Source organism: Candidatus Trichorickettsia mobilis (assembly GCF_963422225.1).
In the GTDB taxonomy this organism is placed as follows: domain Bacteria; phylum Pseudomonadota; class Alphaproteobacteria; order Rickettsiales; family Rickettsiaceae; genus Trichorickettsia; species Trichorickettsia mobilis_B.
The window spans coordinates 848,579-869,647 of the sequence record NZ_OY728607.1 but is presented as its reverse complement, the minus strand read 5'-3'; the positions used below and the strand labels follow the sequence as shown (position 1 = coordinate 869,647).

Here is a 21,069-nt window from a genome sequence, read left to right as displayed (position 1 = left end):
CTTAGAATGAAAAATCGTTGCAATAAAAAAGACAGATAGCTATGAAAAATCACGAAATAGTAAAAGATCATGAACCAGCAAGTAAAGAGGATAATCAAAATAATTCTGACTCAATAGATCAATCAGAATCCATGGACACAATTGATGTCTTACAGGATAAAATAGCATTGTTGGAGGATCAGTTATTACGTACAGTAGCTGAGTCTGAGAATGTAAGACGTCGCTATGATCGGATGTTAGAAGAAAGCAAAGACTATTCTATCACTAATTTTGCCAAAGATTTGCTTGGAGTTATGGATAATTTATGTCGAGCGTTGGAATACAAAATTCAGGAAAACAAGGAGTCTCTATCGAATATTATTGCTGGTGTCGATATGACTAAGCGGGAATTGGAGTCAATATTTAAAAAATATGGTTTAGAATCCATAGCTCCGCTTCCTGGTGAGAAATTTGATTATAATTTACACCATGCAGTTTCACAAATAGTGACAGATGAATATAATCACGATAATATAATTGGCACAATGCAGGCCGGATATAAAATCAAAGATCGATTACTACGGCCGGCTATGGTGACAGTCGCAAAAAAAGCTGATGAATGAAAAAATTATATAAACAAATAATCCTGCATACTAAAATTAATATGCTTACTATTATTAGTATATGCATGTTTTTTATCAATGCTGCCAATGCAAGCCTTGAAGTTTCAGAATTATATATTGAAGCACAGGGAAACAATAAATATGAGTCAAAAATCAAGGCTCAAAATCAAGGCATGCAACGAGCATTCTTTATGGTTGCTGATACGCTGGGTATTAACGCCAGTGCTGTAACTGCTGTCCCATATTTAAAACTTAAAAATGTTTTTACTGTTGTAGCGGCTAAAAATGTTACAGAAACTGACAATCTGTATAAAGCAACTGTAACTTACCAATATAATTTATATCCTGTGCAGCAACTATTATTTGAATACGGCAATAATTCAGTAAAAGATCGCTTTTATGAATATTTAATTTTACCAATTTCAAAACAAAAAAATATCCTAACACTTTGGGATGCTGATCAAGAGTGGAACAAGAAATGGTCAAAAAATCGAAATATCTTAGATCAAGCAAAGTTATTTTATCCAAAATCGTCTATAAGTTTAGTAAAAAAGATTAATACAGATAATGTATTAACTTTATCATTTTCGAACTTTCTAGATATATTTCCTGCTACACTGCTAAAAAAAGTTATGCTAATAGTTTGCGAGTATTTCACCGATATTAATACTGGTGCTGCGGTAATGGACGTAAAATATATAATAATTGATAATAATGGTAAAACCACATCTAACCAGAGTTATCCTTTAAATAATCTGGGTGAAGTTACGCAGACAATAGATACAGTGTTAAAAAACGTACTGAATAAATATGGGCGCTTTAGCAATAATGATGCTCAAGATCTTGTCATTATCTCTGACAACGAAGCACCAAAACCTAAACTAGTTACTACTAAGATAGTAGAAGATGATATTAGAACAATAATTCTAGACCTTGAAGCTTTTACTGAAGATGAGCTGACTCGAATCAAAGATAAATTACAAAATGTTAGTGACCTTGAGAGCTTTTCAATAGCTCATAATTATGATGAAAAATATAAAGTGACTATTCTTACTAAAAGTAATGATTATAAACTGGCAGAAAGTTTTTATCTAAATGGTCTTAGCTTTAAAATGTACGGAAATCTCTATAGTTTAATAGATGTAATAAAAGGTGGTGGTTAAGTTGAAGATAATCTTTTGGTTACTACTTATCTCAGGGCTAACAATTTTCTCTATATTAATTGCCAATACTATATTACCTTTTTTTATTGCTTTTACTCTTGCTTACATATTAGAACCATTAATTGATAATTTATATACAAAATATAAATTCCCAAGACCAATAATTGTTTACACTATTCTTATTATTTTCTTGAGTAGTGTTATCATATTACTAACTCTAGTGCTGCCATTATTATATCATCAAATTGCGTTACTGATTGGTAAAATCCCAGTATATAAAACATACTTACAAACCGAGTTAATCCCACAGCTTACCAATAAACTTCATACAATAGATCCAACTATTGCCGATAAAATTCAAAGTTCTAGCCAAACTTTTATTAACAATACTATGAGCATGTTGGGAAAAATAGTAAATAACATTTGGGAGTATACTATGGCTACCATTAATGTCTTGGTGCTACTTTTTCTGGTGCCAATTATTTTGTTATATTTATTACGTGACTGGCCAAAAATTATTAAACATCTCGAAGGATTATTACCACTGGCTAAAAAAGAGCAAATAAATATTTTGTTATCAAACATAAACCAATTATTATCTGCTTATGTTAGAGGGCAGTTAAACATCTGTTTTCTACTTGCTGCTTTCTATTGTATAGGATTATCGATTATCGGAATAGATTTTGGATTATTATTAGGCATTATTTCAGGGGTATTAATCATTGTTCCGATTATAGGAACAGTAATTTCTATAGCTATAGCTATTGCAATTGGCTATTTTACTTTTGGTTGCACCATAAAAATTGTTTATATTATTGCTCTGTATGTTGTTGGACATATTATGGAGAGCTATATTATGACTCCCAAAATTATTGGCAGTAAAATAGGCTTACATCCATTGTGGATTATTTTTTCAGTATTCGCAAGCGGCAATTTATTTGGGTTTATCGGAATATTTTTTGCGATACCAATTGCTGGAATTATCAAAGTACTATTGTGCTATGCTATTGATGTTTATAAATCTAGTGCTATTTATAAGTCTTAGTTACTACTTATATATCACCTAAATTACATGAATAAATTAATAAAAAATGAAATCATAAAAATTGCTGATATCCATAAACAAAGGATAATTTATGCACGGGAAAAATTATCTAATTTAATACCTTTTACTGCAGAAAAAATACAAAATCTTAGTGAAGAAGAGTTTTTAGTTATTGAATTAATGGTTAACCGTTTCTCAAAACTTCAGGATTATATAGGAAGTAAAGTAATCGATCTATTCTTTGAAACAGCAAATGAGAATTATAAAAATTTGACCATGCTTGATAAATTACATAGGCTTGAAAAATTTAATATAATTGAAAACAAAGATATTTGGCAAGCGATTCGAGAATTACGTAATAATCTAGCTCATGAATACCCAGAACACCCGGAACTGACAGCGCTATTTTTAAACCAAACCTATTATTTTTCACAAGAGTTAATTAGGATTTATTATAAACTTCAAGAATATATTATGAAGGAGTAATATCGGATATAATAAATCTTGAGGTCAATATAAGCTGAGGTTTATATTGATTTTGGAGAGTAAGCACTAGGTACTTATTGACTCACCTTACGCACAAGCCGCTAATTTGTATAAATTTTGTAATTCCAGCTTGGGTAGATGGCGTGCGTAAGGTGGTGAGTTTATAATGACAAAGAATGCATCAATCGTTAAATTATAAAACTCCAGAGTTTGTGTATTTTGCAAATAATATAGCAGCGGTGAGCGGTTCTAAGAATGACTACATGATGTTAATAACGACACAAATGTTTACTCAATTGTTTAGCGCTAGCAATGCCAATATCAAAAGCTTCGCTAATTTTACCTTGTTGCTGATGAAATAATACGTTATCTCCTTGTATATCTGCCAACATAAAATATGCATTCATCTGATCTTGATCAATAGCTACAGCATGCGCGGCTAATGGTGTTTTACAACTTGCATCTAGATACCCCATAAATGCCCGTTCTAATAGCGTTAATTGCCAAGTAGCATGATGACTAATTTTATCGCAAACCTCTTGCATTAACCTATCATTTTCTCTAATTTCAACCGCTACTACTCCTTGCCCTACCGCCGGCAACATTTGCTCAATCGGTATTACATGACAATAATTATTATTAAATATATCCAATCTCTTTAGTCCTGCTAAAGCCAGAATTGTTGCATCCACTTCACCTTGCATTAACTTATTTAGCCTTGATTCAACATTACCTCTAAAATTTACAATATTTAAATCAGGCCTAAGATTTTGTAAAAATATTTTACGACGCACGGAAGAAGTACCAACTATTGCATGCTGTGGTAGCTCTTTTATTGAACTAGCTTTTAGACTAATTAATACATCATTGGCTTCTTCTCTTACTAATACAGCTCCTAATACTAACCCCGAAGGTAACTGACCTGGTACATCCTTTAATGAATGTACCGCAATATCAATTTTATAATTAAGCAAAGCTGTTTCTATTTCTTTTAAAAATAAAGCCTTGCCACCAATCTCATATAATGGCTTATCTAAAATCATGTCACCAGTAGTAGTAATGGCTACAATTTCACACTTTACTTCGGGGTAAGATGATTTTATCTGCTGTATCACAAGATCAGTTTGAATCAGCGCCAATCTGCTCTTACGGGTGCCTATTCTAATAATCATATTACACTAACCTAAAGGGGTTCTTAACAGTAAGCTGTTGATCTTTAATCCAGGCCAATTCTCCTAAAACTACTGGATAATTCACAATACCGTGACCTATACCTCCAGCATGATAAGCTGGAATATTGTTAATTTCACTAAAACAAAAATGTTGAATTGTTTGCTGAATATCTTGATCTTTATGAATAAAATCAGCAAAAATCACTGCTTTTAAACTATCGAAGATGCCAGCATTTTTTAAATGCACAAGATATCGATGGATACGATAGGCACTTTCATTAACATCCTCTAATAACAAAATTTTGTCATTAGTTACAGGATGTAGCTTTGTACCAAGCAAGTTACAAAACACTGTTAAATTACCGCCAATGATTTCACCACTTACATCATGATGATCTAAAACATTGACTGGTTCTAATTTGATCTTAATCTCGCCGCCAGCTAAAGCATTCATGATCAAGTCAAAATCATGCTGTTGCTTTGATAATACAGAGGTTAATACTGAAGCATGCAAAGTTGGTATTTTATAATGCTGATTAAATAATGAATGTAGAGCTGTTATATCACTATAACCAATTAAAATTTTTGTACCTACAGGTGATAAATCCAGGCAATCAAAAATTATTTGACTACATCCATAGCCTCCACGAAAAGCCCAAATAATTTTAACATCTGGATGCAGTAGAGCTTGTTGTAAATTTTTTAATCTTATATTTTTATTTGCTGCAAAAAATGGAAAAATATCTCCAGAAAAAATATCTGGAAAAAATATTGATTTTAAACCCTGAGAGCTAAGAAGTTTTTGAGCCTTATTTAATTTTTCTTCTGCCTCATCACATTTAGAGGCTGGGGCAATAATTGCTACAAAATCTGTAGTTCTATTAAAAACAATCATTGTTAGCTAAGTTCCGCTCTGGTGAATAAACCATGCGCATCAAGTTAAGAAAAAAGAGACGATATGAACGTCATTGCGAGTGGAAATCCGTCTGAGCTGAGAGAAAGGACGTGTGAGCTCAAGTAAGACGGTTTATATCGTCCTTTTTCTTAAGGTTTGCGAATATTCTCAATTTGCTAGACCTTAACTAAGCGCACCAATTATCTAAGTCTTTCTTTTATTCTAGCAGCCTTACCACTTCTTTCTCTGAGGTAATATAACTTTGCACGTCTTACTATACCACGCTTAACTACTGTGATAGTTTGCACCAATGGTGAGTAAATCATGAACCTTCTTTCCACTCCTTCACCATGACTAATTTTACGCACTACAAAAGAAGAAGTAAGCCCCCTATTTCTCCTGGCGATTACCACACCTTCATATGATTGTAATCTTTCTGTAGTCCCTTCTGTTATTCTAACACTTACATTTACTGTATCGCCTGCTTTAAACTCAGGTATCACCTTATTTGTAGTAAGTTTTGTAATTTGTTGTTGCTCAAACTGATCAATAATATTCATTTATTTTTTCTCCTTCAGCCATATCAGCCATATTATAATTAGTTGAATTTTTACTTGTTTTTTAATAAATCTGGCCTACGTTTGCTGGTAATTAACGTAGATTGTTCTTTTTTCCATTCTCTAAGGCGTTCGTGATGTCCTGATACTAGCACTTCAGGTACACAACGCCCTCTCCACTCAAAAGGCCTTGTATATAATGGGCATTCCAACAAACCATTAAACTCACCGCTTGGCTCAAAAGACTCTGATTGCAAAGTTGCTTGATTTTCAACTACGCCTGGCAATAATCTAACCATACAATCAAGAATTACCAGTGCCGCCAACTCGCCACCAGAAAGCACATAGTCGCCTATACTTATTTCGCGTACATTATATTCTTCTATTACCCTTTCGTCAATCCCTTCGAAACGCCCGCATAAAATTATTATTTCTTTTTCATTGATAATTTCCTGTATTAACCCATGGTTCAACAATTTACCTCGTGGAGAAGGATAATATACTTTACTATCAGGATATTTCGACATTGCCTGATCGATGCTTGCACCCAACACATCGGCTCTCATAATTAAACCATGTCCTCCACCATAAGCTACATCATCAACATTTTTATGCTTACTTATGCCAAAGTCACGAAGATTAATAGTTTCATACGACCATATCCCTTTACGCAACGCTTGTCCCGCTAGAGAATATTGCAATGATCCTGGGAACATTTCTGGAAAGAGAGTAATAATAGAGGTATGCAACACCACCATAATGAAAAATTACCTAAATAATTAGCTTAGGCTCTGTGAAAATTGATTTTACTTGCAACTCAACTATACTTAAATCGCTAAAAATGCTGCCAACAACTGATATAATCTAGGCCGTTTTAGTTTATGACCGACGGATTTTATGACAAGCCTGCGTAAGCATATATATTATGTATAGCTTCTCCAGTTGGATTATGGTACGTCAAATATGCTGCGTCTCAGCTGTGCGCAACAAAGTAATCTACCTCGCTCTTCCATTAACGTACCATAATCCAACTGGCTTTGCTATATACTAATACATGTGCAAAGATAAAACCAGACAAATTCGCCATCATTACATAAGTGACATCGACCCACCCAAGCCCCAATCTACGTAATTTTAAAGCCTACCTACCTCCTATATCAGAAGAAGGTTCCTTTTTTTGTACTTTTTCGTCCATTTTTTTAACATTATCCTTATTATTACCAGGAGGACTTTGTGATCCAGAACGTAATCTGTCACCCAAAGAGCTTGCCTCTGTACTTATCGAATCCATTGAGTTGGAACGCGTTATAGTCTTATCCTTTGTTAAATCAGGACTTGAGATACTAACATTAGTAGATTTTTCTTGTTGTTCAACTTTAGCTCTATCTCCAACTCTATCACTATCTTTTGCCTGAACCTTAGCTTGAGTTTTAAGTGTTTTGTGCTCAGCATTATACGCATCAATTTCTTTCTGAAATGGCTTTACAATTCCTAAAGTTACAACTTTAGTCACTACATTGGCAATTTTCTTCCACATTGAGGGCTTTTCTAAAGTAGGCTCTTGTTTTTTTGATTCTTGCAATTTCGGAGTTTTATGATATTCTTTATTTTCTAATTTATTTAGAAAGTCTTTAGGAGATGTACCTGGCTTAACATACGCTAATCCACCATCAAGATCTTTGGCGTTTATTTTCACTATATCATTTAATTTCTCCTGATCTAGCTTAACAACCATACCACCATATTTTTTAGGTACTAGGGTATTCTCATATTCTTTTTCACCAGCAATAGCCTTTTTAGTAGCCACATCATCAAACTTTGAACTATCAACCGGGCTTAGTGGATCAGATGCTCCAGTCTTGGAGTGTTTGTGTGAAGTTGGAGCCCCACCTTCAATACCGATCAATATGCTTCCAGGTTTATTACCCTCTGGTGCGATATAGTGAATATATAAATGCCCATGATCTCCATCCGGTCTACCAACAATTTTTCCCTCAGAATCCTTGCCGTTAAATTCAGCATTCATCGCAAGATCCACCCCAAAATGGTTAGTTTTCATACCAAATTGATTACCAACAAAATCCCTTAATCCTATAGTAAAACCTTTTTCTTCTTTTAAAGAAAATTCTTTTTCTCCGTTCTCATTTACCTTTTCTTTAATAGTAACATCATGAGTAGCAGCGGATCGGTTATATACAATTTTATCTTCATCAATTGCTCCTTGCTGACTTTGTTTTCTTGACATTCCACTTTTATCTTTATCACCGGAAGTCATCCAATTTATCAAATCATCACCACTACCAGGTGGAATTTCAATCATCACCCGCGCTCCATGACTTAAGTATGAAGATACTGGTAAATTATTCTCAGCTCCCGACTGTTTCTCTCCGGCATTATTGCCATTAATTTGCAACCCACCAGATCCTATTAATGCCAAAGCTCTTTTATAAACATCTACTGACTTTTGTTCCTGCTTGGTAATGGGATCATCCGCTCCAAGTAATGCTTCAGCTTGTTTTGCTCTATTCAAAAGTACTGCAGATTTTTCTTTGTCATTCTCTATTTCTTGGGCAAAAGATTTTCCTCGCAGCTCCTCTAACACTAGTTTTGGAGATTTTTTATCATAGCTCCTATCTTCGGTAATTTTAGGTTCTGGTAATGTATTACTATTATCTTCACTATTACTCTTCATAATATCCGTCTCTAACAAATTTTTTCTTAAGTCATTGTAATTTAAAATGACACAATAGTCTTAAAAATTTCGTAATCTAACAATAGATTATATTAAAAATAAGTAAAACTGTTGCAAAGCACTCTTAGAGTAACTAAAGAACTATCAAAGCCAATATAATAGCATCGTCACCACCTAACTGACTCTAGATATACTAAGGTCGCTTGCCTGCTTGTAGATTTAGAGAAATCGAAGCAATCTAGTATAAAAGAAAGTTCTTCGTGCTATTTTAGATTGCCGCACTTCGCCTACGGCTCGTTCACAATTGTGTCGGGATGACTTTGCGTGTTCGAAGAGGTTTCTATATTGTATCACCAGCTACTCTTCTTATCTGAGCTCCGCAACTAGCCAATTTTTCTTCTAAAGCTTGATATCCTCTATCCAAATGATACACACGGCGTACCTTTGTTTCTCCGACCGCTACAAGGCCAGCAAGTATCAATGATACTGAAGCTCTAAGATCACTTGCCATTACCTCAGCAGCACTTAAATGACCTACTCCACGCACTACAGCAGTGTTGGCGTTAACTGTTATATTAGCACCCATCCGATTTAATTCTGGAACATGCATAAATCTGTTTTCAAAAATATTCTCAGTGATCACCGATACTCCTTGAGCCACAGTCATTAGACTCATAAATTGTGCTTGTAGGTCAGTGGCAAATCCAGGATAGACCTGAGTTTGCATATCTACTGATCTGAGCGTATCAGTGCATCGTACTATAATGCCATTATCAGTTGGCTTAACTAACACACCAGCACTAGTTAATTTTAACGCCAGATTTTCTACTATATGATAATCTATACCACGAATAGTTACATCGCCTTTAGTAATTGAGGCTGCTATCATATATGTACCGGCCTCAATTCTGTCTGACATTATTCTATATTCAGCACCATGTAATGAAAGTGAGCCTATAATTTCCAGCTCACTAGTACCTATACCAATAATATTGGCTCCCATTTTGTTTAGACAGTTGCACAAATCAACTATTTCTGGCTCTTGGGCACAATTAGACAACAAGGTTGTCCCCTCTGCCAAAGTTGCTGCCATAACCGCATTGATAGTAGCTCCTACCGATACTTTATTAAAACAAAAATGTACTCCTCGTAACCTATGACCATTGGTAGTAGCATAGATATATCCATGCTTTATCTCAATTATTGCACCCATAGACTCAAGTATAGCTAAATGTAGATCTACTTGTCTTGCACCAATAGCACATCCCCCAGGAAGCGAAACTTCTGCTGTACCAAATTTAGCAAGCAACGGCCCTAACACCCATATGGAAGCACGCATTTTACGCACCATATCGTAATGCGCAGTAAGGTTATTAATGGTACTACAATCAATAATAAGGGTTGAACTCTTATGATTATTATGGACTTCTATTATTGCCCCATGCTGTTCAAGCAAAATTTTCATGGTGCGTATGTCTGCAAGCCTAGGTACATTATGTAATATTAACTTGTCTGCAGTTAACATTGCGCAAGTCATAATTGGCAAAGCAGCATTCTTAGAACCGCTCACCTCTATAGTACCTTTAAGTGGAGTACCGCCCACAATAACTATACTATCCATAAATACTCAATTGATGTGATGCGTGAGCATACGCATCAAGTTAAGGAAAGGAGACGATATAAAACGTCATTGCGAGGTTACACTAGTGGCCGCAATTCAGTAAAACATGTCGTTCCTGTGGGGATTTTCAATCAGCAAAGCTGATTTCGCAATGACGCGCCTTATTTATAATCGTCAAACTCTTTGAAACATATTGATGGTAAGACGAAGGTCAAAATCAGGAAGAGCTAGGAGTTCCGAAGTCGAGGAGCGGAGCGTACACTTGTTTGTTTCGCACCGCAGATCTTCGGGAACGACAACGCCAATTCCTGATTTTGACCGAGTCTTAGTGATCTTTACCTAATGCTACCCCCAGTATATCACCAAGACTTGCTCCACTATCAGCAGAACCATATTCTTTTATAGCTTTTGTACGCTCTTCTATCTCAAGCGCTTTTATTGATAAAACTACTTTACGTGAAGATTTATCGACAGAAATTATTTTAGCATCCACTCTATCTCCAGCTACAAATCTTTCTGGTTTTTGATCGATTTTATCGCTAGAAAGTTCTGCTTTTTTAATCACTCCGCTTGCTTTATCATTGATATTGACTTCTATACCATCTTCTTTAATCGCAGTTACGACGCAGGTAAGAGCTTGACCCTTTTTAAACTCATCCAACTCATCAACTTCAACAAGCTCTTCTTTCAATTGCTTGATCCCTAAACTAATACGTTCTTTTTCAATATCAATTGACAGGACTTTACACTCTACTACATCACCTTTGGCGTAAGATTTTAATAGTTCCGTGCCTTTACCATCCCAACTAATATCAGTTTCATGTACCATGCCATCAATATTTTCATCAATTGCAACAAACATCCCAAAATCCGTAATATTTCTAATTGGAGCACGTACAATACTACCTACAGGATGGATAACGGCAAATTTCACTAAAGGATTTTCATTACATTGTTTAATACTTAGTGATATTCTATGTTTATCTGTATCTATTTCCAAGATTATAAATTGCACTTCCTGACCAATAGTTAACAGTTTTTTAGGATGCTGCGTCGATTTAATCCAACTAATCTCACTAGAATGTACTAGCCCCTCAATTCCATCTTTTAGCTCAATAAAAGCACCATAATCTGCAATATTAGCTACTTTACCAGTCATAATTTTGCCGACAGGAAATTCTTCTTTTATATTCTGCCATGGATTATCATCAAGCTGTTTCATTCCTAAAGAAATACGCTTGGTATCTTCATGGAACTTAATGACCATAACTTTTACTTTCTGACCTAATGCCAGTATCTCAGAAGGATGATTGATTCTACTCCAGGAAATATCAGTGACATGCAATAACCCATCTAAACTACCTAAATCAATAAAAGCTCCATAGTCGGTAATATTTTTTACTATGCCTTCAAGAACCATACCTTCTTTAATCTTCGACAACATTTCATCACGAGCTTCTGATCTCGATTCTTCTAAAATAGCACGCCTTGATACCACAATGTTACCAAGTTTTTTATCCATCTTAAGTATTTGGAAAGGTTGAACAATACCCATCAGTGCCGACATGTCTTTTATCGGTCTCACATCCACCTGGCTTCCAGGCAGGAACGCTACAACCCCAGAAAGATCGACAGTAAAACCACCTTTAACCCGACCAAAGATCACGCCGTCAACGAATTCACCCTTATCACATGCGGTTTCTAAATGTACCCATGATTCTTCTCTTATAGCTTTTTCTCGGCTTAAGATAGTTCTGCCGTTGCGACCTTCAATTTTTTCAACATACACATCGACAATGTCACCAATTTGTGGAAACTGTTGATTTTTTGATAGTGCAAATTCTTCTTTAGGGACTCTACCCTCATTTTTCAAACCAACATCAACTACTATTACATCTTTCTCGACACTAATTACTTGCCCTTTAACCACCGTCCCTTCTTTTACATGACTAGTGTTTACTTGCTCAAGCAAAGCCGCAAAATCTTCTAGCCCCTCTTGAGACTCAGTAAGATGTACAAATTGTGGAATGAATCTCTTTTTTATTTTTTGCATATTATTCTCTGATATGTTAGTACGCCTGCTAACATACATAATGTGATTAATGGTTAATACAAAGACAGCACTTAGCTATCTGGTTAAAATAAATTCTTCAATCTTAGCAATCACAACATCCGGCATAAGATTTGAAGTATCTATAACTAAAGCATCAGCAGTTTGAGTTAACGGCGCAATATTACGCTCTTGATCTCGTAAATCTCTTGTAATCAACTGATGCCTAATCTCATCAAGTATATATTTTTTGCCCTCAAGCTGCAACTGTTTATATCGTCGTTCAGCTCTTATAGCAACGTCAGCTGTGAGAAAAATTTTTAAATCAGCTTTTGGCGCAATCACCGTGGCAATATCTCTGCCTTCCATGATAATTCGAGGGATATCAGCAATTAATTTTATTTGATATTTATTCAGCTCTGTTCTTACCTCAGGTATAGTTGCAATTTTTGAGGCATATTCTCCGACATATTCGTCACTTAAATCGGCTTTAGCCGTAACTAGCAAAATATCCGGATCGGTTGATAATAATTTAATTACCTCCAGCTTATTTTCCGGGTCTATTCCCGCGTTGATGCACATCCATGCTAACCCCCTATATAACAGGCTGGACTGAAAATATTGCAAGCTAAAAAATTGCGCAAGCATTTTTCCAATCAACCCTTTCCCAGAAGCAGAAGGACCATCAAGAGCGATAACAAAACGATGCTGCAAATCAAAGGCTCTAGTTTTTAAGCGTATTATCATATTATAGTATTTTTTAAGGTATTTTTAGCAAGTTTTTTATTTAATGCAAATTAAACTTGAAATTTTACTAAGTTTTCGGTAGAAGTTAGTTCTGTTTAGGGCGATTAGCTCAGCTGGTTAGAGCATTACGTTGACATCGTAAAGGTCGGTGGTTCGAGTCCACTATCGCCCACCATAATATCTTAAATCAATTCGCAAGCGTTGAGCAGTATAATTACACTAATTTAGAGATTTATTTAATCTAAAAATTCAAGCAACTAAATAATAGATTTTTCATGAAAATTTCAGCAAATTCAATCAGAGCAGGTAACATTTTAGTATATGAAGGTGATTTATGGGTTGTCAGTAAAACACCAGAACATACCAAACCTGGTAAAGGCGGAGCCTATGTGCAAGTAGAAATGAAAAACTTGAAAGCAGGAACTAAAGTTATTGAAAGATTTAGTTCTTCTGACTATGTCGAACGAGCTCAACTGGAACAAAGAGATTTACAATTTTTATATACAGAAGATGATAATCTAGTGTTAATGGACAATGAAACTTTTGAACAAATTTTTATAAACCAGAAAATCCTAGGAGACAAACTACCTTTTCTTAGCGATAATATGGTTGTTACAGTCGAATTTTATGAAGAAACCCCTATTAAGGCAGAACTGCCACACACCATCGTTGCTGAGATTGCTGAAACCGGTCCGGTAATAAAAGGATCTACCGTTACTTCTTCTTATAAACCAGCAATTTTAACTAATGGTGTAAAAGTAATGGTGCCTTCATATCTAGTCACTGGCGAAAAGATTGTTATTAAGACGGAAGATGTAACTTTTGTTGAGAGAGCAAAACAATAGATCTCTCCCAATTTTACTATTATTTTAAAGAGCATAGATGCAACCAACGATAAACTCCCTAATCACCGCAACTCGTAAAGCCACAAAATTTTTACAAAGAGATTTTTTTGAACTGGAAATGCTACAAAACTCTAGTCGCGGTACTCAAGAATTTTGTACAAACTCTTATCTACGTACTAAAAATTTCTTGAAAGAAGAATTACAAAAACATTATCAATTTTTATTTTTTGCCGACGAAAAATATTCGGTTAATGACCAGGCAACAATAATAGTATTTGTTAATCCTATAGAGGGAATACAAAATCTTGGTAAAAGCTTACCGTTTTTTGGAATTACAGTTACCTATTTAAAAAAAATACAGCAAGAATTTGTTCCCATCTTTAGCATTATAAATTTTCCCGTGCTTAATGAAGTTTATTATGCTGAAAAAGGTGGCGGCGTTTGGAGTGAAGCGGATTCTAGAACTAGTAGCAAAGTTACCAGACTACGCGCCTCTGGCTGCAGTAATATAGAACAAGCCGTAGTAGTTACTAATGATATAACCACTGGTTTAAAGATATCACAAAACGTTAGATGCTTTGGCTCTGAGTGTTATAATCTGATTATGTTTGCTACTGGTAAATGTGATATTTTTTACAGCACAACTACTGATTACACTTTAAAAGCAGCATTCTCCCTTATAATACGAGAAAGTGGCGGTATGCTTATACCAACGAAATGCGGCATGTTATCCTCAAACAACCATTTGATAGAAAAAATTAAACCACTTATTATTTAAAGTACTTTCTAATCTAACATAGTGTTGTACAATTTTATTTAATAAAATTGTACAACAGGAGAAAATTTGCGGAAAACCTACGCGTCAAGTGAAGAAAAAGGACAATACGAACAGCCTTGCTTGAGCTCTCCACCGTCGTCATTGCGAGACCACGATAGTGGTCGAAGCAATCTAGTAAAATATGTCGTTCATTTTCTGGATTGCTTCGACTTCGTCTCGCAATGACGACGGTGGCAGCTCGCTTCTTTTTCTTAACTTGAAGCATAGGTTTCCGTGAACATTCTTAACTACAGTGTTATTGAATATTCTACAATTTACTGCATCGGTGTAAACTTTATGAAAAAATTTACTATTAATTGTGACTTTGGCGGTCAGTTATCACCTTTCTCAATTTATATTGGACAACCAGAAGCAGCTCATCATCCTTTGCATTTTCAAGCTGATTGGTTATCAAAACAACGTGGCGGGACAGTTCCAGCTGACGTAATGGATGCGATATCTAAATTACAAGAACTTGCTAATAAAAATAATGTCTCTCTGGAAGAACTGTGTGTGTATGCTCTTGGTACAGCAACAGACGATAAACAACCATCACAAGAAGGTAACACTAATAGTAATAATGATGATAGCACGTCAAATACCAATAAATCTGACCAGGAAGAATCTAAAAATAATTAAAACCTCATGCTTGCGTGACTAAAAGTGATAGATATTATTTCACGTATATTGATTAAGATGAGTAGTCCGTGGCTTCTACGTAGTAACCCTATACTAATGATAGTATGGGTGATAGCTTTTACAGCCACTATACTAACAATATCTCAATATTATGCTAAAGAAAGTAATTATCAATTATCGATGATAATTACTTTTTGGTTATGGATGACTATACTTTTTGCAAAATTAGCTGAAGTATTAGTAGAAATAAGATGGAGCAAAAATGCTTCGGTTAACAATGATAATAAATCAGAAAAAATTATAAAAAAAATCTTTGCCATTAATGATATCAATAATGATTACCATAAAAAATATATAGAAGTGAAATGTAGCAGTATTAAATCAGGCGATCTAATATTGTTATTATCAGGAGAAATAGTGCCTTTTGATGGGGTAGTTGTTGCTGGAACTGGGTATGTTAATGAGACCGATAGCACTGGAGCACTATCACCAACATTAAAAAGTCATGATGATTATAGCAATAGACTAGTTACCGGTAGTTTTATCGAAAGCAGTGATTGGCTAATAATGAAAGTAACTTTATCTGGGCGCAAATCCTTTTTCGCCAAATTAACAAAATTACTTTCCAATATTGAACGACAACAAGGATCAAATGAAATAGCTTTACAAAGGATTATTTGGGGGCTTGGGGTACTATTTATTTCTGTATTATTTAGTATTGCAGCAATTGCAGATTATTCTGGGATAAAAATACCCATTATCTACTTATTAGATATGGTAGTCATTTTACTGCCTACTACTCTATCAGGACTACAACATGCCATTATTATGTATGGTACTGGCGCATTAAAGACAAAACATATTATCATTCGTGACAAAGTAGCATTAGATAATGCCGTAGACGTTAATGTAGTAGTTTTAGATAAGACCGGCACGATAACAGTTGGACAACGTGAGATGGTTGATTTTATAGCTGTAGACCAGGAGCTATCAGAAAAATTCATTAATACCATACTTTATTTATCTTCTGTCCTTGATGATACTACTGAAGGAGAAAGTATAAAACATTTTACTGAACATCAGTTAGAGGAAGATGTTCCCAATATCGACTTCTCCAAATACCAATATTTACCTTTTGCTGCGACTCACCCTATTAGTGGCTGCGATTATTATTATCCTCCTGGTTTTTTAAACGAAAACAAACTATACCAAGAATTTGATATCCGCAAAGGAAGTATTACTGAAATTTGTAAATACCTTGGACTGTATCCAAAATTACTGCCAGAGAATATACGAACGGCAATCAGAGATATCACTGAGGTATGTGGCTCCGTTTTATTAGTAACGTTAAATCATAAGATTTTTGGGATCATCCATCTACGTGATAAACTAAGAAAACAGATAAAAAAACAAATTCAGAAAATACAGGATGATGGTATCCTTACCATTATGCTAACAGGAGATAATGCAAATATTGCTGGCTATATTGCTAAAAAACTAGGTATGCATGCATATTACGCCGAAGTAACACCAGAAAAAAAATTAGAGTTCATCAGAAATTTACAACAACAAGGTTATACCGTTGCAATGTATGGCGATGGTGTCGGAGATATAGCCGCACTTGCACAAGCTGATATAGGCATTGCTTTTGATCGTAGTGTTGAATCTGTAAAGAGTGCCAGTAATGTAGTGTTATCCAATAATAATATTGCCAATATACTTGATATACGCAATGTTTGCAGAATTATGGCTATCAAGCTTGGCGCATTAACAGTATTCTCCCTAGGCGCTGATATAGCAAAATATTTTGTTATAGTTCCAGCATTATTCACCACCGCCTTTCCATCTTTATCTGTACTAAATCTTTTTTATTTTAATTCACTGGATAGCGTAATTTTATCATCGGTAATGTTTAATGCCTTGGTAACTCTAGTATTGATACCTATCGTCTTTAGCAACCCAATATATTATAGTAAACACTCTTTATGGAGCAATCTCTTGCTCTATGGTCTTGGTGGTATATTATCACCTTTTATCTTTATAAAAATGATTGATATGTTTGTGCATTGGCTTGGCCTGGTATGAAACAAGATTTTATAATAAGTAGCTTGCTATTTATATTGATGGTTATAGTGATTATTTGTTACAGCCTGATTATTTACGCTGTCGGGCATAAATTATGGCCTAATGAAGCTAAAGGAAATTTAATTCATGATAAAAATGGGATGGTTAGAGGGTCTTTTTTATTGAGTCAATCTTACGCATCAGAAGGATATTTTTATGGTCGCCCACAATTAATTTTTAAAGATCAGTGTAACGTTGCGCTTTATAATGAAGAATTTTGGAATAAATTACTGTCGCCAGCAGTAAAAAATCAATCTATAGGTAGCGATATTATAATGTCTGTTCCATCCAACTCTATGCTAGATCCTTACATTACAAAAAAGGAGGCAATGAACCAAGCCCCTAAGATAGCAATCGCCAGAAAATTACCCTTACACATATTGGAAAATATTATTAATACTTATAACATTAAAGCATCAACGCCATTTTTTGTTCTGGATATAGTGAACGTAACTATATTAAACTCAAAACTTGACAATTATTAGATTGCACCAAAACAATTGTTGAAGAATGAAGGCACCGTCAGTATGAACCTACCAAATGATACAAGCAAAATAATATCCTATTATATCAGTTGATTGATATAATTTCTAAATTTTCTGTGAAGTATATTAAAGATGAAGCAAGCAAGTAATAAAGAACATCTTGCAGGTACTGTGGAACGAGTAACCTATCATAACCCTGAAAACGGTTTTGTAGTGTTACGCATTAAGATAAAAAACCATAAAGATATAGTAACAGTAATAGGTAATACCCCTTCTATATCACCAGGAGAATATATCAAATGCAGTGGGATTTGGCAAAATGATCGTATCCATGGTAAACAGTTTAAAGCTGATTTCTTAAAATCTCTACCTCCCGATACTTTAGAAGGAATTGAAAAATATCTTGGCTCTGGTCTAATTAAAGGTATCGGCGCTTATTTTGCCAAAAAGCTAATTACCGCCTTTGGTGATAAAGTGTTTGAAGTGATTGAAACTAAGCCGGAGCTTTTATCATCAGTTGACGGAATTGGGGTCATCAGAGCACAAAGTATCTGCGCCAATTGGCAGGATCAAAAAATCATCCGTGAAATCATGATCTTCTTACAATCTCATGGAGTTGGTACAACCAGAGCCACCAAAATTTATAAAACCTATGGTGAACAAGCAATTGAAGTGGTATCTAAAAATCCTTATCAATTAGCTAAAGATATAAGAGGTATTGGTTTTATTTCTGCTGATACTATCGCTGCTAATTTAGGTATTGCAAGAAATTCATTAATCCGAGCTACTGCAGGCGTTGCTCATCTATTACTTGAAGCCACCACCAACGGTCATTGTGGCTTGCCACTAGCAACATTGATCGATAGTAGCCAAAAATTACTGGATTTAGAAAGTAATTTAGTTGAACTTGCTATACAAACTGAGATTACTGCAGGCACTTTAATTAATGATACCATTAATAATATTGATAGTATTTTTTTAAATACCTATTATCTCTACGAGAAAAATATAGCAAAATTATTACTTGCATTAGCTAAGCAAAATATATCTTGGGAGGAAATTGATGCAACCAAAACTATACCATGGGTAGAGCAACAATTAAATATAGAATTAGCACAAAACCAGAAAGAAGCAATTACACAAGCATTAAGCACCAAGGTTTTAGTAATTACTGGTGGACCTGGCACCGGAAAAACAACGTTAGTAAATGCTATACTTAAGATACTGCTAACAAATAAATTGCGAATAAAGCTTTGCGCTCCTACCGGCAGAGCCGCTAAACGTCTTAGCGAAAGTACCGGTTTTGAAGCTCTTACTATCCATAGATTATTAGAAATAGACCATAAATATGGCGGCTTCAAGCATAATGAGCAATCAACATTACCGTGTGATTATCTGGTTATCGATGAAACCTCAATGGTCGATGTTTCCCTATTCTATTCGCTGCTCCGAGCATTACCTCAAAACGTTGCTTTGCTGTTAGTGGGCGATGTGGATCAATTACCTTCTGTTGGTGCTGGACAAGTCTTAAATGACATCATAAATTCTGCCGCTATACCTACTGTTAAACTAACAGAAATATTTCGGCAAGCGGCTAGTAGCAACATTATCACCACTGCTCACCGGGTTAATAATGGCATTATTCCAAATTTACAATTTACTAAAGAAGAATCTGATTTTTATTTTATTGAAGCAGAACAAGGCGATGATATTACTAATAAAATAATTAATTTAGTAAAAGAGCGGATACCAAAGAAATTTAATCTCCATCCGGTAAATGATATCCAAATATTATGTCCCATGCAAAGAGGTGGTGTCGGGGTACGCTCACTCAATATAGAACTGCAACAGGCGTTAAACCCCAATTATAATAGCGGCATTGTTAAGTTTGGTCAGATTTTTTCTTTAGGTGACAAAATAATGCAGACCGAAAATAATTATGATAAAGAAACATATAATGGTGATATCGGCATCATCAATAATATCAATGAGCAAGAGCAGGAAGTAACTATAAACTTTTATAATCGTAATGTTATCTATGATTATACTGACTTAGACCAAATTACTTTAGCTTATGCTACCACCATACATAAATCCCAAGGTTCAGAATATCCTGCCGTGATTATTCCGCTGACCATGCAAAGTTTTATGATGTTAAAACGTAATCTTATCTACACAGCGATTACTCGTGGTAAAAAATTGGTAATAATTATTGGTGAGAAAAAAGCATTAGCTATAGCGGTCAAGGATAATAAAACTTTACGTAGATATTCCAAATTAAAAGAATGGCTATATCTTTGAAAAGGATATAGCCTTTTATAGCTTGTTATAGTTCACTTAACGGGTCGTAAGGCAAAATAAAATTAAAATTTCTACAGCGCTTGCTAGCTATTAGTAAATTCTTTATAGGCCTCAATAACTTCTTCCATATTTCCATCCATACGAATCTGCCCTTTCTCCATCCAGATGCCACGATTACAAGTATATTTCATTATTTGTAAATCATGTGAGGAAAGTACCATAATTTTTGTTCGTTCTATTAATTCACTGATACGGGTTCTAGCTTTATGGATAAAGGCAGCATCGCCGGCACCAATCATTTCATCCATGATTAATATATCTGGAGTTATAGCAGTAGATATAGCGAATGCAAGCCGGAGGTACATGCCAGTGGAATATGTGCGTGTTGGTAGATCGATATACTCATGTAATTCAGAAAAATCAATAATCTCGGTTACTTTACTTTTAGCTTCCTTAAAACTCATGCCCATAAATATGCAGCGCATAATTATGTTGTCGTGTCCACTAAGTTCTGGATCCATGCCCATAGTAATATCTGTTAAGGAAGAGATGTGACCTTCGAGGTAGATGGTGCCTTCTGTAGGTTCATAAATACCTGCAAGTACTTTAAGTAGGGTTGTTTTACCAGCGCCGTTATGTCCAATTAGCCCAACTCGCTCACCTTCCTTAACTTCAATAGTAATTTTATTAAGAGCTCTTATATAGGTTGTATGATCAATGGCATTGATTTTACCACCAATTGCTCCAATGAGCTGATTGCGTACCGAACGAGTTTTACTATTATATACAGCAAAAACTACGTCAGCATTAATGAGATTGATATAGGCC

The 21,069-nt window shown here is 34.9% G+C and carries 19 protein-coding genes and 1 tRNA gene; 11 read left to right on the top strand and 9 right to left on the bottom strand.

Annotation, left to right across the window (positions count from 1 at the left end; all coding sequences use genetic code 11):
• Positions 1-41 precede the first annotated feature (41 nt).
• Genes grpE through R2I74_RS04055 form a run of 4 tightly spaced genes read left to right on the top strand, consistent with a single transcriptional unit; the run spans position 42 to position 3,296 of the window.
• Complete coding sequence (gene grpE / locus R2I74_RS04070; protein WP_316354105.1) at positions 42-602, top strand: nucleotide exchange factor GrpE; 561 nt, start codon at positions 42-44, stop codon at positions 600-602.
• Positions 599-1,765 carry a hypothetical protein gene (locus R2I74_RS04065; RefSeq protein WP_316354104.1) on the top strand — a complete coding sequence of 389 codons (1,167 nt, stop codon included), beginning with the start codon at positions 599-601 and terminating at the stop codon, positions 1,763-1,765. The genes grpE and R2I74_RS04065 overlap by 4 nt, the downstream gene beginning before the upstream one ends.
• Position 1,766: 1 nt before the next feature.
• Complete coding sequence (locus tag R2I74_RS04060; RefSeq protein ID WP_316354103.1) at positions 1,767-2,810, top strand: AI-2E family transporter; 1,044 nt, start codon at positions 1,767-1,769, stop codon at positions 2,808-2,810.
• A 27-nt stretch (positions 2,811-2,837) separates the two neighbouring features.
• A complete protein-coding gene (locus R2I74_RS04055) occupies positions 2,838-3,296 on the top strand; it encodes a hypothetical protein (RefSeq protein ID WP_316354102.1) in 459 nt (152 codons plus the stop codon).
• A gap of 269 nt (positions 3,297-3,565) precedes the next feature.
• Here the strand turns inward: R2I74_RS04055 and hemC are convergent, their stop codons facing one another.
• From hemC to cmk, 8 genes are all read right to left on the bottom strand, one after another.
• Complete coding sequence (gene hemC / locus R2I74_RS04050) at positions 3,566-4,468, bottom strand: hydroxymethylbilane synthase (RefSeq protein WP_316354101.1); 903 nt, start codon at positions 4,466-4,468, stop codon at positions 3,566-3,568.
• 1 nt (position 4,469) lies between these two features.
• The gene (locus tag R2I74_RS04045) at positions 4,470-5,363 is read right to left on the bottom strand and encodes a S66 peptidase family protein (protein WP_316354100.1); all 894 of its coding nucleotides are present in this window, start codon (positions 5,361-5,363) and stop codon (positions 4,470-4,472) included.
• Between the two features lie 200 nt (positions 5,364-5,563).
• On the bottom strand, positions 5,564-5,923 hold the full coding sequence (rplS, locus tag R2I74_RS04040) for a 50S ribosomal protein L19 (protein ID WP_316354099.1): 360 nt from the start codon (positions 5,921-5,923) through the stop codon (positions 5,564-5,566).
• 50 nt (positions 5,924-5,973) lie between these two features.
• The gene (trmD, locus tag R2I74_RS04035) at positions 5,974-6,678 is read right to left on the bottom strand and encodes a tRNA (guanosine(37)-N1)-methyltransferase TrmD (RefSeq protein ID WP_316354098.1); all 705 of its coding nucleotides are present in this window, start codon (positions 6,676-6,678) and stop codon (positions 5,974-5,976) included.
• Between the two features lie 383 nt (positions 6,679-7,061).
• Positions 7,062-8,612 carry a hypothetical protein gene (locus tag R2I74_RS04030; RefSeq protein ID WP_316354097.1) on the bottom strand — a complete coding sequence of 517 codons (1,551 nt, stop codon included), beginning with the start codon at positions 8,610-8,612 and terminating at the stop codon, positions 7,062-7,064.
• A gap of 340 nt (positions 8,613-8,952) precedes the next feature.
• Entirely contained in the window at positions 8,953-10,233 is a 1,281-nt protein-coding gene (gene murA, locus R2I74_RS04025) for a UDP-N-acetylglucosamine 1-carboxyvinyltransferase (RefSeq protein ID WP_316354096.1), read from the bottom strand.
• A 325-nt stretch (positions 10,234-10,558) separates the two neighbouring features.
• Positions 10,559-12,286, bottom strand: coding sequence for a 30S ribosomal protein S1 (locus R2I74_RS04020; protein WP_316354095.1), 1,728 nt, complete (start codon positions 12,284-12,286; stop codon positions 10,559-10,561).
• A gap of 75 nt (positions 12,287-12,361) precedes the next feature.
• Positions 12,362-13,027, bottom strand: coding sequence for a (d)CMP kinase (gene cmk, locus R2I74_RS04015; RefSeq protein ID WP_316355286.1), 666 nt, complete (start codon positions 13,025-13,027; stop codon positions 12,362-12,364).
• 101 nt (positions 13,028-13,128) lie between these two features.
• Here cmk and R2I74_RS04010 point away from each other — a divergent pair.
• The 7 genes from R2I74_RS04010 to recD2 all read left to right on the top strand — a co-directional run bounded on the left by R2I74_RS04010 (position 13,129) and on the right by recD2 (position 20,241).
• A tRNA-Val gene (locus R2I74_RS04010) sits at positions 13,129-13,205 on the top strand.
• Between the two features lie 100 nt (positions 13,206-13,305).
• Positions 13,306-13,875, top strand: coding sequence for an elongation factor P (efp, locus tag R2I74_RS04005; RefSeq protein WP_316354094.1), 570 nt, complete (start codon positions 13,306-13,308; stop codon positions 13,873-13,875).
• A 37-nt stretch (positions 13,876-13,912) separates the two neighbouring features.
• A complete protein-coding gene (locus R2I74_RS04000) occupies positions 13,913-14,653 on the top strand; it encodes an inositol monophosphatase family protein (protein ID WP_316354093.1) in 741 nt (246 codons plus the stop codon).
• 336 nt (positions 14,654-14,989) lie between these two features.
• On the top strand, positions 14,990-15,331 hold the full coding sequence (locus R2I74_RS03995) for a DUF2610 domain-containing protein (protein ID WP_316354092.1): 342 nt from the start codon (positions 14,990-14,992) through the stop codon (positions 15,329-15,331).
• Between the two features lie 57 nt (positions 15,332-15,388).
• On the top strand, positions 15,389-17,416 hold the full coding sequence (locus R2I74_RS03990; protein WP_316354091.1) for an HAD-IC family P-type ATPase: 2,028 nt from the start codon (positions 15,389-15,391) through the stop codon (positions 17,414-17,416).
• Positions 17,413-17,940, top strand: coding sequence for a potassium-transporting ATPase subunit C (locus R2I74_RS03985; RefSeq protein WP_316354090.1), 528 nt, complete (start codon positions 17,413-17,415; stop codon positions 17,938-17,940). The genes R2I74_RS03990 and R2I74_RS03985 overlap by 4 nt, the downstream gene beginning before the upstream one ends.
• 132 nt (positions 17,941-18,072) lie before the next feature.
• Positions 18,073-20,241, top strand: coding sequence for an SF1B family DNA helicase RecD2 (gene recD2 / locus R2I74_RS03980; protein ID WP_316354089.1), 2,169 nt, complete (start codon positions 18,073-18,075; stop codon positions 20,239-20,241).
• Positions 20,242-20,324: 83 nt separating this feature from the next.
• Here recD2 and R2I74_RS03975 read toward each other — a convergent pair whose 3' ends face one another.
• Entirely contained in the window at positions 20,325-20,969 is a 645-nt protein-coding gene (locus R2I74_RS03975) for an ABC transporter ATP-binding protein (RefSeq protein WP_394355854.1), read from the bottom strand.
• Positions 20,970-21,069: the final 100 nt, after the last annotated feature.

Bases quoted from the DNA above. Each gene is read 5' to 3' on its own strand.
- R2I74_RS04030 (WP_316354097.1), bottom strand. From the start codon at position 8,612: ATGAAGAGTAATAGTGAAGATAATAGTAATACATTACCAGAACCTAAA.
- hemC (WP_316354101.1), bottom strand. From the start codon at position 4,468: ATGATTATTAGAATAGGCACCCGTAAGAGCAGATTGGCGCTGATTCAA.
- R2I74_RS04020 (WP_316354095.1), bottom strand. From the start codon at position 12,286: ATGCAAAAAATAAAAAAGAGATTCATTCCACAATTTGTACATCTTACT.
- trmD (WP_316354098.1), bottom strand. From the start codon at position 6,678: ATGGTGGTGTTGCATACCTCTATTATTACTCTCTTTCCAGAAATGTTC.
- grpE (WP_316354105.1), top strand. From the start codon at position 42: ATGAAAAATCACGAAATAGTAAAAGATCATGAACCAGCAAGTAAAGAG.
- recD2 (WP_316354089.1), top strand. From the start codon at position 18,073: ATGAAGCAAGCAAGTAATAAAGAACATCTTGCAGGTACTGTGGAACGA.
- R2I74_RS04065 (WP_316354104.1), top strand. From the start codon at position 599: ATGAAAAAATTATATAAACAAATAATCCTGCATACTAAAATTAATATG.
- rplS (WP_316354099.1), bottom strand. From the start codon at position 5,923: ATGAATATTATTGATCAGTTTGAGCAACAACAAATTACAAAACTTACT.
- R2I74_RS04000 (WP_316354093.1), top strand. From the start codon at position 13,913: ATGCAACCAACGATAAACTCCCTAATCACCGCAACTCGTAAAGCCACA.
- R2I74_RS03990 (WP_316354091.1), top strand. From the start codon at position 15,389: ATGAGTAGTCCGTGGCTTCTACGTAGTAACCCTATACTAATGATAGTA.
- R2I74_RS04055 (WP_316354102.1), top strand. From the start codon at position 2,838: ATGAATAAATTAATAAAAAATGAAATCATAAAAATTGCTGATATCCAT.
- murA (WP_316354096.1), bottom strand. From the start codon at position 10,233: ATGGATAGTATAGTTATTGTGGGCGGTACTCCACTTAAAGGTACTATA.
- R2I74_RS03985 (WP_316354090.1), top strand. From the start codon at position 17,413: ATGAAACAAGATTTTATAATAAGTAGCTTGCTATTTATATTGATGGTT.
- R2I74_RS04045 (WP_316354100.1), bottom strand. From the start codon at position 5,363: ATGATTGTTTTTAATAGAACTACAGATTTTGTAGCAATTATTGCCCCA.
- efp (WP_316354094.1), top strand. From the start codon at position 13,306: ATGAAAATTTCAGCAAATTCAATCAGAGCAGGTAACATTTTAGTATAT.
- R2I74_RS03995 (WP_316354092.1), top strand. From the start codon at position 14,990: ATGAAAAAATTTACTATTAATTGTGACTTTGGCGGTCAGTTATCACCT.